General features: G+C 72.3%; 16 protein-coding genes. 9 read left to right on the top strand and 7 right to left on the bottom strand.

The genetic code is table 11. The features are described from left to right. Window positions 1-108 precede the first annotated feature (108 nt). Window positions 109-1,098 carry a GTP 3',8-cyclase MoaA gene (gene moaA / locus ACZ6KO_RS08175; RefSeq protein WP_469301707.1) on the top strand — a complete coding sequence of 330 codons (990 nt, stop codon included), beginning with the start codon at window positions 109-111 and terminating at the stop codon, window positions 1,096-1,098. Here moaA and ACZ6KO_RS08170 read toward each other — a convergent pair. Both ACZ6KO_RS08170 and ACZ6KO_RS08165 read right to left on the bottom strand, forming a co-directional pair. Next, the gene (locus ACZ6KO_RS08170) at window positions 1,081-1,326 is read right to left on the bottom strand and encodes a hypothetical protein (RefSeq protein ID WP_469301704.1); all 246 of its coding nucleotides are present in this window, start codon (window positions 1,324-1,326) and stop codon (window positions 1,081-1,083) included. The two genes, moaA and ACZ6KO_RS08170, sit on opposite strands and share 18 nt — an antisense overlap. Before the next feature lie 147 nt (window positions 1,327-1,473). Continuing rightward, window positions 1,474-1,752, bottom strand: a complete 279-nt coding sequence (locus tag ACZ6KO_RS08165; RefSeq protein WP_469303751.1) for a DUF3099 domain-containing protein — start codon at window positions 1,750-1,752, stop codon at window positions 1,474-1,476. Between the two features lie 188 nt (window positions 1,753-1,940). Here ACZ6KO_RS08165 and ACZ6KO_RS08160 point away from each other — a divergent pair, with 188 nt between their 5' ends. Continuing rightward, on the top strand, window positions 1,941-2,213 hold the full coding sequence (locus ACZ6KO_RS08160) for a GlsB/YeaQ/YmgE family stress response membrane protein (RefSeq protein ID WP_469301703.1): 273 nt from the start codon (window positions 1,941-1,943) through the stop codon (window positions 2,211-2,213). 137 nt (window positions 2,214-2,350) lie between these two features. On the opposite strand, the gene tyrS is transcribed toward ACZ6KO_RS08160, so the two are convergent. From tyrS to ACZ6KO_RS08145, 3 genes are all read right to left on the bottom strand, one after another. Then, the gene (gene tyrS, locus ACZ6KO_RS08155) at window positions 2,351-3,619 is read right to left on the bottom strand and encodes a tyrosine--tRNA ligase (protein ID WP_469301699.1); all 1,269 of its coding nucleotides are present in this window, start codon (window positions 3,617-3,619) and stop codon (window positions 2,351-2,353) included. A 77-nt stretch (window positions 3,620-3,696) separates the two neighbouring features. Continuing rightward, on the bottom strand, window positions 3,697-5,100 hold the full coding sequence (locus tag ACZ6KO_RS08150; RefSeq protein ID WP_469301696.1) for a metallopeptidase TldD-related protein: 1,404 nt from the start codon (window positions 5,098-5,100) through the stop codon (window positions 3,697-3,699). Then, window positions 5,097-6,620: a TldD/PmbA family protein gene (locus ACZ6KO_RS08145; protein WP_469301693.1), complete on the bottom strand. Its 1,524-nt coding sequence runs from the start codon at window positions 6,618-6,620 to the stop codon at window positions 5,097-5,099. The genes ACZ6KO_RS08150 and ACZ6KO_RS08145 overlap by 4 nt, the downstream gene beginning before the upstream one ends. A gap of 321 nt (window positions 6,621-6,941) precedes the next feature. Here ACZ6KO_RS08145 and fabG point away from each other — a divergent pair, with 321 nt between their 5' ends. The 3 genes from fabG to ACZ6KO_RS08130 all read left to right on the top strand — a co-directional run bounded on the left by fabG (window position 6,942) and on the right by ACZ6KO_RS08130 (window position 9,029). Next, the gene (gene fabG, locus ACZ6KO_RS08140) at window positions 6,942-7,661 is read left to right on the top strand and encodes a 3-oxoacyl-[acyl-carrier-protein] reductase (protein WP_469301691.1); all 720 of its coding nucleotides are present in this window, start codon (window positions 6,942-6,944) and stop codon (window positions 7,659-7,661) included. Between the two features lie 4 nt (window positions 7,662-7,665). Beyond that, complete coding sequence (gene fabI / locus ACZ6KO_RS08135) at window positions 7,666-8,436, top strand: enoyl-ACP reductase FabI (RefSeq protein ID WP_469301688.1); 771 nt, start codon at window positions 7,666-7,668, stop codon at window positions 8,434-8,436. 185 nt (window positions 8,437-8,621) lie between these two features. After that, window positions 8,622-9,029, top strand: a complete 408-nt coding sequence (locus ACZ6KO_RS08130; protein ID WP_469301686.1) for a hypothetical protein — start codon at window positions 8,622-8,624, stop codon at window positions 9,027-9,029. Between the two features lie 44 nt (window positions 9,030-9,073). Here ACZ6KO_RS08130 and ACZ6KO_RS08125 read toward each other — a convergent pair whose 3' ends face one another. Next, window positions 9,074-9,745 (bottom strand): FadR/GntR family transcriptional regulator, encoded by a 672-nt coding sequence (locus tag ACZ6KO_RS08125; protein WP_469301684.1) that lies wholly within the window; start codon window positions 9,743-9,745, stop codon window positions 9,074-9,076. Between the two features lie 87 nt (window positions 9,746-9,832). Between ACZ6KO_RS08125 and ACZ6KO_RS08120 the strand changes: the two genes are divergently transcribed. The 4 genes from ACZ6KO_RS08120 to ACZ6KO_RS08105 all read left to right on the top strand — a co-directional run bounded on the left by ACZ6KO_RS08120 (window position 9,833) and on the right by ACZ6KO_RS08105 (window position 12,444). Beyond that, a complete protein-coding gene (locus tag ACZ6KO_RS08120; RefSeq protein ID WP_469301683.1) occupies window positions 9,833-11,143 on the top strand; it encodes a CynX/NimT family MFS transporter in 1,311 nt (436 codons plus the stop codon). Between the two features lie 5 nt (window positions 11,144-11,148). Next, window positions 11,149-11,265: an SGM_5486 family transporter-associated protein gene (locus ACZ6KO_RS08115; RefSeq protein WP_469301680.1), complete on the top strand. Its 117-nt coding sequence runs from the start codon at window positions 11,149-11,151 to the stop codon at window positions 11,263-11,265. A 191-nt stretch (window positions 11,266-11,456) separates the two neighbouring features. Then, window positions 11,457-11,801, top strand: a complete 345-nt coding sequence (locus tag ACZ6KO_RS08110; protein WP_469301678.1) for a hypothetical protein — start codon at window positions 11,457-11,459, stop codon at window positions 11,799-11,801. Between the two features lie 121 nt (window positions 11,802-11,922). Continuing rightward, window positions 11,923-12,444 (top strand): SixA phosphatase family protein, encoded by a 522-nt coding sequence (locus tag ACZ6KO_RS08105; RefSeq protein WP_469301676.1) that lies wholly within the window; start codon window positions 11,923-11,925, stop codon window positions 12,442-12,444. Between the two features lie 75 nt (window positions 12,445-12,519). On the opposite strand, the gene serB is transcribed toward ACZ6KO_RS08105, so the two are convergent. Further along, window positions 12,520-13,719 (bottom strand): phosphoserine phosphatase SerB, encoded by a 1,200-nt coding sequence (gene serB, locus ACZ6KO_RS08100; protein ID WP_469301674.1) that lies wholly within the window; start codon window positions 13,717-13,719, stop codon window positions 12,520-12,522. Between the last annotated feature and the right edge of the window lie 270 nt (window positions 13,720-13,989).

Below are 13,989 nucleotides of genomic sequence, written 5' to 3'. Positions count from 1 at the left end.
TCTCGTTCATTCCTGCTCATCAAAGCGACACATGCGTCGCGTAGGCTCGAATCAAGCGCATCACTTGCGTGAACCTCATCGGAACCGGACCAGGGGAGGGGGGCCACTGTGCTCATCGACACCTACGGCCGCGTGGCCACTGACCTGCGGGTCTCGCTCACCGACCGGTGCAACCTTCGGTGCACGTACTGCATGCCCGAAGAGGGCCTGCAGTGGCTGGCGAAGCCCGACCTGCTCACCGACGACGAGATCGTCCGGCTGATCCGGATCGCCGTCACCAGCCTCGGCGTCACCGAGGTCCGCTTCACCGGCGGCGAGCCGCTGCTGCGCCCCGGTCTGGTCGGGATCGTCGAGCAGTGCGCCGCCCTGGATCCGCGCCCCCAGATGTCGCTGACCACCAACGGCATCGGCCTCAAGCGCACGGCGCGCGCCCTGAAGGCCGCCGGCCTGGACCGCGTCAACGTCTCGCTGGACACCCTGCGGCCCGAGGTCTTCAAGACCCTCACCCGCCGCGACCGCCACAAGGACGTCGTCGAGGGCATGGCCGCGGCCCAGGAAGCCGGCCTCACCCCGGTGAAGGTCAACGCCGTCCTGATGCCCGGACTCAACGACGACGAGGCCCCCGACCTGCTGGCCTGGGCCGTCGACCACGGCTACGAGATGCGCTTCATCGAGCAGATGCCGCTCGACGCCCAGCACGGCTGGAAGCGCGACGGGATGATAACCGCCGGTGACATCCTGGAATCGCTGCGCACCCGCTTCGAGCTGACCCCCGAGGGCGAGGAGCGCCGCGGCGCCGCCCCCGCCGAGCGCTGGCTCGTGGACGGCGGCCCGGCCACCGTGGGCGTCATCGCCTCGGTCACCCGCCCGTTCTGCCGCGCCTGCGACCGCACCCGGCTCACCGCCGACGGCCAGGTCCGTACGTGCCTGTTCGCGACCGAGGAGTCCGACCTGCGGTCCGCCCTGCGCTCCGGCGCCCCGGACGAGGAGATCGCCCGGCTCTGGAAGGTCGCCATGTGGGGCAAGAAGGCCGGCTCCGGCCTGGACGACCCCTCGTTCCTCCAGCCCGACCGCCCGATGTCAGCGATCGGCGGCTGACCACTCCTCCAGGGTCACCACGTCCTTCAGGAAACCGCGCACGCCCAGGAACTGCGACAGGTGCTCGCGGTGCGCCTCGCACGCCAGCCACGTCTTGCGCCGTTCCGGCGTGTGCAGCTTCGGGTTGTTCCAGGCCAGCACCCATACGGCCGCCTCGCGGCAGCCCTTGGCGGAGCAGATGGGGGAGTCGGCGGCCCCGGCGGGGTCCTGATCGGCGAAGAGGTTCACGCCCCCACCCTAAGAGACCCGGACGGAGAAATGACGACGCCGAGCAGCCACGGGGGGAGCTGCCCGGCGTCGGTCCGTCGCTCCGACGGGGGATGCGGAGCGCGTAGGCAGTATGTCACGCAGGACCGGGTACGGTGCACTGGAACTTCATGATTGATCTGAGGTTTTCTTGAGGTTCCCCGTCTCCAGCGCCGGACGCGCAGGTGGGGCGACGAAGTTCGAGGGCAGGGAAGGCGTCGATTCGCGCCCGGCGTTGGCGATGACGACCGCGATGTACGGCAGCAGCGCGCCGGCCACGAGCGTCACGATCGCCACGTGCCGCTCGACGTTCCACAGCACGACGGTCGCGATGACCGACAGCGTCCTGATCGTCATCGAGATGACGTAACGGCGCTGCCGCCCCCGGACGTCTTCCTCGAGCCCCATCCGGGCCCCGGTGATCCGGAAGACCTCGGCCTTGTTCCGCTTCTTCGCCTTCACCCTTCCACGGTACGCGCCACTCCCCGCGCTGCCCACGAGGGGGTACGCCCCGGACGGAGCCGCCCGACATGCGCGGCGGGCCGGACGGGCCGAGACTGGCCCCACATGCGCACCGCGCGTCACGAGGAGGCGAGATGAGCTGGTTGTGGGCGATCATCGTGGGTTTCGTGCTGGGGCTCATAGCCCGGGCCGTCCTGCCGGGCAAGCAGCACCAGCCGCTCTGGCTGACCACGCTGTTCGGCATCGCGGGCGCCGTCCTCGGCAACGCCGTCGCCGTCTGGTTCGGTGTCGGCGAGACGGCGGGCATCGACTGGACGCGGCACCTGCTGCAACTCGCCGGAGCCATCCTCGTCGTCGCCCTGGGCGAGATGGTCTACACATCGCTGCGCGGCCGGCGCACCGCGTAACCCGGCGCGCGGGCGACCCGCGGGCCGTGCACGTACCCGGCGGTGCGGCAGCACAGGGCGGAGGGGCCGGACGGACAGTGTCGTCCGTACCGGCCCCTCCGCCGTGTGCTGTTCCCGCCGGGTGCCGCGGGGGTCGGTCAGGCGCCGGTGACCTCGACCGCGGCCAGGCTCTTCTTGCCGCGGCGCAGCACCAGCCAGCGCCCGTGCAGCAGGTCCTCCCGGGCCGGGACCGCGTCCTCGGCGGTGATCTTGACGTTGTTCACGTACGCGCCGCCCTCCTTCACCGTCCGGCGGCCGGCCGACTTGCTGGCGACCAGACCGGTCTCGGCCATCAGGTCCACGACCTGCCCGAGCTCGGCGACCTCGGCGTGCGGCAGCTCGGACAGCGCCGCGGCCAGCGTGGCCTCGTCCAGGTCCGCGAGCTCGCCCTGGCCGAACAGCGCCTTGGACGCGGCGATCACGGCGGCGCACTGGTCGGCGCCGTGCACCAGCGCCGTCAGCTCCTCCGCGAGCGCCCGCTGCGCGGCCCGCGCCTGCGGCCGCTCGGCGGTCTGCGCCTCCAGCTCCTCCAGCTCCGCGATGGACCGGAAGGACAGGATCCGCATGTAGGTGGAGATGTCCCGGTCGTCCACGTTCAGCCAGAACTGGTAGAACGCGTACGGCGTGGTCATCTCCGGGTCGAGCCACACGGCCCCGCCCTCGGTCTTGCCGAACTTGGTGCCGTCGGCCTTGACCATCAGAGGCGTCGCCAGCGCGTGCACCTCGGCCTGCGGCTCCAGGCGGTGGATCAGGTCCAGGCCGGCCGTCAGGTTGCCCCACTGGTCCGACCCGCCCTGCTGGAGGGTGCAGCCGTGGCGGCGGTACAGCTCCAGGAAGTCCATGCCCTGCAGCAGCTGGTAGCTGAACTCGGTGTAGCTGATGCCCTGGTCGGACTCCAGCCGCTTGGCGACCGAGTCCTTCGTCAGCATCTTGTTGACGCGGAAGTGCTTGCCGATGTCCCGCAGGAACTCGATGGCGGACATGCTCGCCGTCCAGTCCAGGTTGTTCACCAGGACCGCCGCGTTCTCGCCCTCGAAGGACAGGAACGGCTCGATCTGCGCACGCAGCCGGCCGACCCACTCCGCGATGACGGCCGGGTCGTTCAGGGTGCGTTCCGCGGTCGGCCGCGGGTCACCGATCTGACCGGTGGCCCCGCCGACCAGCGCCAGCGGCCGGTTCCCGGCCAGCTGGAGCCGGCGCATGGTGAGCACCTGCACCAGGTGACCCACGTGCAGCGAGGCCGCCGTCGGGTCGTAGCCGCAATAGAACGTGACCGGACCGTCCGCGAACGCCTTGCGCAGCGCTTCTTCGTCGGTGGACTGGGCGAACAGCCCGCGCCACTTCAGTTCGTCGACGATGTCCGTCACGGTTCTCTCGACTCCTTCGCAGGGATGGGTACGGCGTTCAGTCTAGGGGCGGGGCGGGTGTCCCCGCCCCGCCGGCCTCACACGCCCTTGCTGACCGAGCTCATGTTGAAGTCGGGGATCCGCAACGCCGGCATCGCGGCCCGGGTGAACCAGTCGCCCCACTCGCGCGGCAGCGTCTTCTCGGTCCGCCCGGCCTCCGTCGCCCGCGACAGCAGGTCCACCGGCGACTCGTTGAAGCGGAAGTTGTTGACCTCCCCGACGACCTGCCCGTCCTCCACCAGGTAGACGCCGTCCCGGGTCAGGCCCGTCAGCAGCAGCGTGGCCGGGTCGACCTCGCGGATGTACCACAGGCAGGTCAGCAGCAGCCCGCGCTCGGTCGCCGCCACCATCTCCTCCAGGGACGCGTCCCCGCCCCCGTCCAGGATCAGGTTCCCGAAGCCCGGCGCCGACGGCAGCCCCGTCAGGGCCGCGCTGTGCCGCGTGGTCGTCAGGTGCGCCAGCTCGCCGCCGCGCACCCACTCCACCGGCGGCACCGGCAGACCGTTGTCGAAGACGGACGCGTCGTCGCCCGAGCTGTGCGCGATCACGAACGGCGCCGACTCCAGCCCCGGCTCCGCCGGGTCGCTGCGCAGCGTCAGCGGCAGGGTGGAGAGCTTCTCGCCCAGCCGGGTGCCACCACCGGGCCGGGAGAACACCGTGCGGCCCTCCACCGCGTCCCGGGCCGCCGCCGACCACATCTGGTAGATCAGCAGGTCCGCCACCGCCGTCGGCGGCAGCAGCGTCTCGTACCGGCCGGCCGGCAGCTCGATCTTCCGCTCGGCCCAGCCCAGCCGCACGGCGAGCTCGCCGTCCAGCGCCAGCGGGTCGACGTCCTTGAAGTCCCGGGTGGCCCGGCCCGCCCAGGCCGACCTCTGGCGGTCGGGCGACTTGGCGTTGAGCTCCAGGGTGCCGTTCGGCTGGTCGTGGCGCAGCCGCAGCCCGGCCGAGGTGCCGACGTACGTGGTGACCAGCTCGTGGTGGGCGAAGCCGTACAGCTCCCGGCCGCCCGCCCGGGCCCGCGCGAAGGCCTCGCCGAGCGCCGGGGCGAAGTCGGCGAACACCGCCGAGGAGGTCTCGCCCGGTCCGTCGGCGAAGTCCGGCGACGACGGCGTACCGGTGACCAGTGGCTGGGCGTCCTCGGCGGGGCCCGCGGTGCGCGCGGCCGCCTCGGCGGCCCGCACCAGCGGCTCCAGGTCCGCGGCGGTCACGGCGGAGCGCGAGACGACCCCCGAGGCCGTGCCCTCCTTGCCGTCCACCGTCGCGATCACCGTGAGGGTACGGCCGCGGGTCACGCCGTTCGTGGTCAGCGCGTTGCCCGCCCAGCGCAGGTTGGCGCTCGACTCCTCGTCGGCGATCACCACGCAGCCGTCGGCCGTGGACAGTTCCAGCGCCCGCTCGACGATCTCGTGGGGCTTGGTGCGTCCGTTCGAAAGCGTGCTCATCGGCCGGCCTCCTGCGTGGTGTTCAGGATGTTCACGTCGCGGAACAGTGCGGACGGGCAGCCGTGCGAGACCGCCGCCACCTGGCCCGGCTGGGCCTTGCCGCAGTTGAAGGCGCCGCCCAGGACGTACGTCTGGGGGCCGCCGACCTTCTCCATCGACCCCCAGAAGTCGGTGGTCGTGGCCTGGTACGCGACGTCGCGCAGCTGACCGGCCAGCCGCCCGTTCTCGATCCGGAAGAAGCGCTGCCCGGTGAACTGGAAGTTGTAGCGCTGCATGTCGATCGACCACGACCGGTCGCCGACCACGTAGATGCCGCGCTCCACCCCGCCGATCAGGTCCTCGGTGGAGAGCCCGCCCGGATCCGGCTGGAGCGAGACATTCGCCATCCGCTGCACCGGCACGTGCCCGGGGGAGTCGGCGAAGGCGCAGCCGTTGGAGCGGCCCAGCCCCGTCAGCCGCGCGATCCGCCGGTCCAGCTGGTAGCCGACCAGGGTGCCGTCCTTGACCAGGTCCCAGGACTGCGCCTGGACGCCCTCGTCGTCGTAGCCGATGGTGGCCAGGCCGTGCTCGGCCGTGCGGTCACCGGTCACGTTCATGATCGGGGAGCCGTACGTCAGCTTGCCCAGCTGGTCGAAGGTGGCGAACGAGGTGCCCGCGTACGCCGCCTCGTAGCCCAGCGCCCGGTCCAGCTCGGTGGCGTGCCCGATGGACTCGTGGATGGTCAGCCACAGGTTGGAGGGGTCGACCACCAGGTCGTAGCGCCCGGCCTCGACGCTCGGCGCCCGCATCTTCTCCGCCAGCAGCGTGGGGATCTGCTCCAGCTCGCCGTCCCAGTCCCAGCCGGTGCCCGTCAGGTACTCCCAGCCCCGGCCGGCCGGCGGCGCGATGGTGCGCATCGAGTCGAACTCGCCGGTCTTGGCGTCCACGGCCACCGCGGTCAGCTGCGGGTGGATCCGCACGCGCTGCTGGGTGGTCACGGTCCCGGCGGTGTCGGCGTAGAACTTGTTCTCGTGCACGGCGAGCAGCGAGGCGTCGACGTGCGCCACGCCCTCGGCCCGCAGCAGCCGGTTGCTGAAGTCGGCCAGCAGCGCCGCCTTCTCCTCGTCCGGGACCGAGAACGGGTCCACGTCGTACGCGGAGACCCACGTCTTGTCCGCGTGCACCGGCTCGTCGGCGAGTTCCACCCTCTCGTCCGAACCGGCCGCCTTGATCACCTTCGCGGACAGCTGCGCCATCGCGACGGCCTGCGAGGCCACCTTGGCGGCGCCGTCCATCGTCAGGTCCACACCCGAGGCGAAGCCCCAGCTGCCCCCGTGCACCACCCGGACCGCGTACCCGAGGTCGGTGGTGTCGGACCCGCCGGAGGGCTTGGCGTCCCGCAGCCGCCAGGAGGCGTTGCGGATCCGCTCCAGCCGGAAGTCGGCGTGGTCGGCGCCCAGCGCGCGCGCCCGCGCGAGCGCCGCGTCGGCGAGCGCCCGCAGGGGCAGGTCGGTGAAGGACGAATCAATTCCGTGGACCACGGGTGGCCTCACTCTCCTCGTGCCGGGTGACTTCCACGTGCTTCGGTACTTCGGTGCTCCGGAGTTGTGGTGCCTGGTGCTCCGGGGCTCCGGTGCTCCGTTCGCACCGGGAAGTCAATCACGCTGGGCGACGGACCTGCGACGGAAATTGCGGTGCGTCCGCCGCGCCGCGGAGGGAGCCGCGGAGGGCGCCGCGGACCGCCCGGTTCTGTAGGGAACCCACAGAGCCCGTCGCGCGGCCCTGTCGGGGACCGATTCCCCGGATGACGGGTGCGCCCGATAGGTTTTTGCTATTCAGACCGCTAGTGAAAGGGTGATCTGTTGAGCCGCTCGGTTCTCGTCACCGGAGGAAACCGGGGCATCGGCCTCGCCATCGCCCGCGCCTTCGCCGAGGGCGGCGACAAGGTCGCGATCACGTATCGCTCGGGTGAGCCGCCGGAGGCCCTCACCGAGCTGGGTGTGCTGGCGGTCCGCTGCGACATCACCGACTCGGAGCAGGTCGAGCAGGCGTACAAGGAGATCGAGGACAAGCACGGCGCGGTCGAGGTGCTGGTGGCGAACGCCGGCATCACCAAGGACCAGCTGCTGATGCGCATGTCCGAGGAGGACTTCACCTCCGTCCTCGACACCAACCTCACGGGCACCTTCCGCGTCGTCAAGCGTGCCAACCGCGGCATGCTCCGCGCCAAGAAGGGCCGCGTCGTCCTCATCTCCTCGGTCGTCGGGCTGCTGGGCTCGGCCGGCCAGGCCAACTACGCCGCCTCCAAGGCCGGCCTCGTCGGCTTCGCCCGCTCCCTCGCCCGTGAGCTGGGCTCCCGCAACATCACCTTCAACGTGGTGGCCCCCGGCTTCGTGGACACCGACATGACGAAGGTGCTCACCGACGAGCAGCGCGCCGGCATCGTCTCGCAGGTCCCCCTCGGCCGCTACGCGCAGCCCGAGGAGATCGCCGCCGCCGTGAGCTTCCTGGCGTCCGACGACGCCGCGTACATCACTGGAGCCGTCATTCCCGTTGACGGCGGATTGGGCATGGGTCACTGATCACATGAGCGGAATTCTCGACGGCAAGCGCATCCTCATCACGGGTGTGCTGATGGAGTCCTCCATCGCCTTCCACACCGCCAGGCTGGCCCAGGAGCAGGGCGCCGAGGTCATCCTCACCGCGTGGCCGCGCCCGTCGCTGACCGAGCGCATCGCGAAGAAGCTGCCGAAGCCGGTCAAGGTGATCGAGCTCGACGTCACCAACGACGAGCACCTGGCCCGCCTGGAGGGCCTCGTCCGCGACGAGCTCGGCGGCCTCGACGGCGTCGTCCACTCGATCGGCTTCGCGCCGCAGGACGCCCTCGGCGGCAACTTCCTGAACACCCCGTTCGAGTCGGTCGCCACCGCCATGCACGTCTCGGCGTTCTCGCTGAAGTCGCTGACCATGGCCTGCAAGCCGCTCTTCCCGGCGGAGGGTGCGGCCGTCGTCGGCCTCACCTTCGACGCGCAGTTCGCCTGGCCGCAGTACGACTGGATGGGCCCGGCCAAGGCCGCCCTGGAGGCCACCAGCCGCTACCTCGCCCGCGACCTGGGCAAGGAGAACATCCGCTGCAACCTGGTCTCGGCCGGTCCGATCGGCTCCATGGCCGCGAAGTCCATCCCGGGATTCGGCGAGCTGGCCGAGGTCTGGAACTCCCGCTCCATGCTGGAGTGGGACATGAGCGACCCGGAGCCGACCGGCAAGGGCGTCGTGGCCCTGCTGTCGGACTGGTTCCCGAAGACCACCGGCGAGATCGTCCACGTGGACGGCGGCCTGCACGCGATGGGCGCCTGAGCATCTGGCGAACGTACGCCCGTGCGCACGCGCGTACGGCTGAAGGCCGCGCCCCCCTTCCGGGGGGCGCGGCCTTCCGCGTTGCGTGGCCCGACCGGATCGTTCCGAGTCGAGAATGCGGGCATATACCGTCAAACTGACCGGGTCGGGATCTTCCCGGCGTGCTGCGGGGAGGAGGTACGGGAGTGCGCGCGAGGCGGAGCCGGGCGGTATCGCTGCTGGTCACCTCGGTCGTCCTGACCGGCCTTCTGATCCCGGGTGCGGTCGCGCAGCCCCCGGACGCCGGCCCGGCGGACGCCGTGGACGCCGGTGACATCGCCGCGGAGCCCCCCGCCCAGCCCGCCCGGCCGCCCGCCCGGGACCTGTTCGGCGCGGACTGCGACCTGGAGATCACGGGCTCGTACGTCGCCGCGTACTGCCACAATCGCTACGCCGAGACCGACCTGGTCCGCCTGCACGTCGAGTGCGACCGCTGGTGGGACGTGGACGGCGACGGCGCGCCGGCGGCGGTCGGCCCGGCCGGCCGCGTCGAGCTGGCCGGCCGCTGCTGGAAGGAGGTCCGCTCCGCCTGGGTCAGCCACGAGCGCCCCTGAGCCCGGGCGCGCCCGGTGCCGGGCGCCGCGTTCGGGGCGCCGGGTCAGCGCTCGCCGAGGCAGGCGAAGGGGTAGCCGCCGGCTTCCGAGGCCGCCGTGGCGCCGTCCCCGCGGCGGATCGCCTCGATCAGCCGGGCGTGGTCCAGGTGCGTCCCGGGGGTGAGCTCGGTGCCCACGTCCGTGCGCAGCCAGTCCCGCACCAGGTCGCCGAGGTCGGCGTACAGCTCGATCAGGACCTCGTTGTGCGAGGCGGTCACCACCGCCATGTGCAGGGCCATGTCGGCGGCCACGAAGCGCTCGGCGTCCCCCGAGGCCCAGGCCTCCTCGCGGCGCGCGAGCAGCGCGTCCAGCTGGAGCAGGTCCTTGTCCGTGCGCCGCTCCGCCGCCAGCCGTGCCGCCGACGACTCCAGCGTCGAGCGCAGCTCCGCGATGTGCCGCGGATCGGCGCCCGCGAAGCGCCGGTGCATCACCCCGGCCAGCTCGCTGGTGGCCAGGACGTACGTGCCCGAGCCCTGCCGGATGTCCAGCAGTCCGTTGTGCGCCAGGGCCCGCACCGCCTCGCGCACGGTGTTGCGGGCCACGCCCAGCAGCTCCACCAGTTCCGGCTCGGTGGGGATGCGCGAGCCCACCGGCCACTCGCCGGAGGTGATCTGGTTGCGGAGCTGGGCGATCACCTGGTCGACCAGTGCGGAGCGCCGGGGGGACGTCAGCGGCATGGGGCCTTCTTCGTTCCGGGGTGGACAACGCTGCGGGAAGCGTACCGGGGTGGACAACCAATCATCCCATGATTCTATGATGGCGCCATGCCCGACGAAGACATCCAGACCATGAAGCGGCCCGCCGTCACCCGTCCGGACCGGCGCGGTCCCGTCTCCGGGACCACCGCCGGGTCCGGTGCCGCCGCGGCCCCGGACCCCCGGTGGCTCGGTCCCGTGCTCATCGTCGGCATCGTGCTCGCCGCCCTGAACCTGCGGCCCGCCATCACCAGCCTCGGTGCCCTCTTCGAGGAGGTCCGCACCGGCCTCGGCATGAGCGGCACCGTCGCCGGACTGATCACCTCCGTCCCCGCCCTGTGCTTCGCGGTCTTCGGCATCACCGCGCCCCGGCTCTCCCGCCGCTTCGGCCCGGCCGCCGTCGTCTGCGCCGGCATGGCCGCCGTCGCCGCCGGCCTGCTGATCCGGCCCTTCACGCACGGCGCGGCCGGCTTCCTCGCCGCCAGCGCCCTCTCGCTCGCCGGTATCGCGCTCACCAACGTGCTGCTGCCGGTGATCGTCAAGCGCTGGTTCCCCGCCAAGGTCGGCACCATGACCGGCCTGTACTCCATGGCCCTGGCCGCCGGCACCTCGCTGGCCGCCGCCGCGACCGTGCCGATGACCGAGGGCCTGCTGGGCGGCGGCTGGCGGGCCGGGCTGCTGGTGTGGGCCGTGCTCGCGCTGGCCGCCGTACTGCCCTGGCTGCCCATCGCCCTGCGGGCCCGCCGGGACGCGCGCAGCGCAGCGCCCGCGGCCGCCGCGGACCCGGGCATCCGGATCGTCCGCAGCCGCACCGCCTGGGCCCTGGCCTGCTACTTCGGCCTCCAGGCCACCGGCGCCTACATCACCATGGGCTGGCTCCCGCAGATCTTCCGCGACGCCGGGGTCTCCGCCGGCACCGCCGGCGTGCTGCTCGCCGTCACCATGGTGATGGGCGTCCCGCTCGCCTTCGTCATCCCCGGGGTCGCCGGGCGCCTGCGCAACCAGGGCGTCATCGCCGTCGTCCTCGGCCTCTTCGGCCTCGCCGGTTACGCCGGCCTCTATTTCGCCCCGGCCGCCGGCGCCTGGGCCTGGGCCCTGCTGCTCGGCGTCTCCAACTGCGCCTTCCCGCTCGTCATCACGATGATCGGACTGCGCGCCAAGTCCCCGGCGGGCGTCGTCAAGCTCTCCGCGTTCGCCCAGAGCACCGGCTACCTCATCTCCATCCCCGGACCCCTGGTCATCGGCACCCTCTACCAGCACAGCGGCGGCTGGGACCTGCCGCTGGCGCTGATGGCCTGCCTGCTCGTGCCGCAGATCGCGCTGGGCGTCCTGGCGGGCCGGGACCGCACGGTCGAGGACGAATGCGGCATGCGAGACTGATGCGCATGCCCGTTCTCGAACCGAACCCCACCAACGGCCACAAGAAGCTCGGCATCGTCCTCGGCGCGATGCTCGGCGTGACCGTGATCATCGCCATCATCGCGACCATCGCCTCGCCCTGACGGCCCCGCGGTGGCCCCCCGCCGGGCCCCGGGCGGCCCTCCGCCGGGCCCTTGGTGGGGATAACCCCCGTAACCCCTAGGGGGCGGGGCTCAGGGTGATCTGGGGTGTGCCCCGGATGGGAAGCGCGTCCTTCGATCCATAGATTCGAAGAGAGCGAGGAAGTCCCAGCCGAAACCCCACGGAGGCGGTCATGTCGGCCCCGACGCACACCCGGTCCGTCACCCCGGCCACCACGGCGTACGCGCACTCCGCGTCGTATGCCACCCCTCCCCACGCCTCCTCGGCGCCGTACGCCTCCTTCGGGCCGTACGCCTCCTCCGCGCCGGCCGGGCCGGGCGCGCCGGCCGCGCGGATACGGCCCCGGGCGGCGGCCGGTGCCGACGCCCGGCTGCACTGGTGGGCCCTCGCGCTGCCCGCCCTCGCCTTCGTCCTGCTGCTGCTCCTGCTCGCCGGCTCCGGCCAGGCCCAGGCGGCCTCCGGTGAGGGCCCCGCGATCACCCAGGTCACCGGCCAGATCCTGCGCGCCCTCGGCTGACCAGGGCCGACGGGCCCAGGCCAGGGGCGCACAGCCCGCCGCGGGCGTGCGCCCTGCCCCGTGCGGGTGAGCCCCTCAACACCCTGCGCCCCATGGCTCGTTTCGTGCGAAGCTGGGAGTCATGAGCGCCGACACACCCCGCAGGATCGCCCTCCTCCGGCACGCCAAGGCCGACTGGCCCGAGGGCTCCGACCATGAAAGGCCGCTGGCGGAGCGAGGTCGCAAGGACGCCCCGGCCGTCGGACTGAAGCTTGCCGAAACCGGCATCACCTTCGACCTGGCCCTCTGCTCCACGGCCGTCCGCACCCGCGAGACCTGGAAGCTCGCCGTGCAGGAACTGCCCCACCGGCCCAAGACGGTCTACGAGGAGCGGCTGTACGAGGCCTCGCTGGGCGAGCTCATCGCCCTCGTCAACGAGACCTCCGACGAGGTCGGCGACCTCCTGGTCATCGGCCACAACCCGGGCATGCACGCCCTCGCGGACGCGCTCACCGGCCGGGCCGAGGGCGACACCCTGGCCCGGATGAGCCGGTCCGGCTTCCCGACCGCCGCGCTGGCCGTCGTCTCCTTCACCGGCTCCTGGAAGTCCGTCGAGCACGGGGTCGGGACCCTGCTGGACTTCTGGACCCCGAAGGACCACTGATCCCGCATCCGGCGGCCCGCATACGGCGCGGGGCCCCGGCGACCGCCGGGGCCCTGCGCCGTACTGCGGGACCGCTCATGCCAGGTCGGCGGCCTCGACCTCTTCCCGGGTGATGCCCAGCAGGTACAGCACGGCGTCCAGGAACGGCACGTTCACCGCGGTGTGCGCGGCCTCGCGCACCACCGGCTTGGCGTTGAAGGCCACGCCCAGCCCCGCCGCGTTCAGCATGTCCAGGTCATTGGCGCCGTCCCCGATCGCCACCGTCTGCGCCAGCGGCACCCCGGCCTCGGTGGCGAACCGGCGCAGCAGCCGCGCCTTGCCGGCCCGGTCGACGACCTCGCCCACGACCCGGCCGGTGAGCTTGCCGTCGACGATCTCCAGGGTGTTGGCGGAGGCGAAGTCCAGCCCCAGCCGCTCCTTGAGGTCGTCCGTGACCTGCGTGAACCCGCCGGAGACGACCCCCACCTGGTACCCGAGCCGCTTGAGCGTCCGGATCAGGGTCCGGGCGCCGGGCGTGAGCCGTACCTCGGCCCGCACCTTGTCCACGACCGAGGCGTCCAGCCCGGCCAGCAGCGCCACCCGCGCGTGCAGCGACTGCTCGAAGTCCAGCTCGCCGCGCATCGCCCGCTCGGTCACCGCGGCCACCTCGGCCTCGCAGCCGGCGTGCGCCGCGAACAGCTCGATGACCTCGTCCTGGATCAGGGTCGAGTCCACGTCCATGACGACCAGCCGCTGCGCCCGGCGGTGCAGCCCGGCCGACACCACGGCCACGTCCACCCCGATGTGCCCGGACGCGAGCGCCAGCGCGGTGCGCAGGGGCTCGGTCTCGGTGCCGGAGACGGCGAACTCGACGGCGGTCACGGGATACTTGGCGAGCCGGAAGATACGGTCGATGTTGCCGCCGGTGGCGGTGATCCGGGCGGCGATGGCCGCCGTGGCCTCCGCGGTGAGCGGGTGACCCAGCACCGTGACATGGGAACGGCCACTGCCGCGCGGCCGGTTGTCACCGGTGCCCGAGATGATCTCGGCCTGGAGCCGGAGGGACTCGGCCCAGCTGTGCACGGTGGCCCGCAGCTCGCCCTCCGCGCCCACGGCGGGCTTGGTGACGAGGGCGCACAGCACGATGCGGCCACGGGTGACGACCTGCTCGATGTCGACGACGTCGACGGAGTAGGCGGCGAGGGTGTCGAACAGCCCGGCGGTGATCCCGGGACGGTCCTTGCCGAAGATCTTGACGAGGAGGGTGGGGACGTCGGAGGTCTGCGAAGCGCTCATGGTGCGACCACGGTATCTTCCCCGTCCTCTCCGGGCGCCCCTGGACCACTCTGTGGACGCCGCCCCCCCGAACCTCCCCGCACGGCGGTCCTCCCGGTGGTCGGGCCGGTGGCCCCGGGATGAACACCTCCCGACGTCCCGCCCGCGTCGCCGCCCCGCCCGGTTCGCCGTCCCGCCCGCGTCGCCGGTGCTCCCGCGTCACCGGTGCTCCCGGCGTTCCGAGAAGTCCCGTATCGCACTCTCCGGGTGCCTTTCGGGCCCTCGGCGGGC

It is taken from the genome of Streptomyces sp. NPDC042102, assembly GCF_055582305.1.
The sequence above is the reverse complement of the archived record's forward strand: the minus strand, read 5'-3'. Positions and strand labels throughout refer to the sequence as shown.

Excerpts from the sequence above, each read along its gene's own strand:
- ACZ6KO_RS08165 (WP_469303751.1), bottom strand. The coding sequence starts at position 1,752 with ATGGGGCTCGAGGAAGACGTCCGGGGGCGGCAGCGCCGTTACGTCATC.
- ACZ6KO_RS08160 (WP_469301703.1), top strand. The coding sequence starts at position 1,941 with ATGAGCTGGTTGTGGGCGATCATCGTGGGTTTCGTGCTGGGGCTCATA.
- ACZ6KO_RS08150 (WP_469301696.1), bottom strand. The coding sequence starts at position 5,100 with ATGAGCACGCTTTCGAACGGACGCACCAAGCCCCACGAGATCGTCGAG.
- fabI (WP_469301688.1), top strand. The coding sequence starts at position 7,666 with ATGAGCGGAATTCTCGACGGCAAGCGCATCCTCATCACGGGTGTGCTG.
- ACZ6KO_RS08125 (WP_469301684.1), bottom strand. The coding sequence starts at position 9,745 with ATGCCGCTGACGTCCCCCCGGCGCTCCGCACTGGTCGACCAGGTGATC.
- ACZ6KO_RS08120 (WP_469301683.1), top strand. The coding sequence starts at position 9,833 with ATGCCCGACGAAGACATCCAGACCATGAAGCGGCCCGCCGTCACCCGT.
- ACZ6KO_RS08115 (WP_469301680.1), top strand. The coding sequence starts at position 11,149 with ATGCCCGTTCTCGAACCGAACCCCACCAACGGCCACAAGAAGCTCGGC.
- ACZ6KO_RS08110 (WP_469301678.1), top strand. The coding sequence starts at position 11,457 with ATGTCGGCCCCGACGCACACCCGGTCCGTCACCCCGGCCACCACGGCG.
- ACZ6KO_RS08105 (WP_469301676.1), top strand. The coding sequence starts at position 11,923 with ATGAGCGCCGACACACCCCGCAGGATCGCCCTCCTCCGGCACGCCAAG.
- serB (WP_469301674.1), bottom strand. The coding sequence starts at position 13,719 with ATGAGCGCTTCGCAGACCTCCGACGTCCCCACCCTCCTCGTCAAGATC.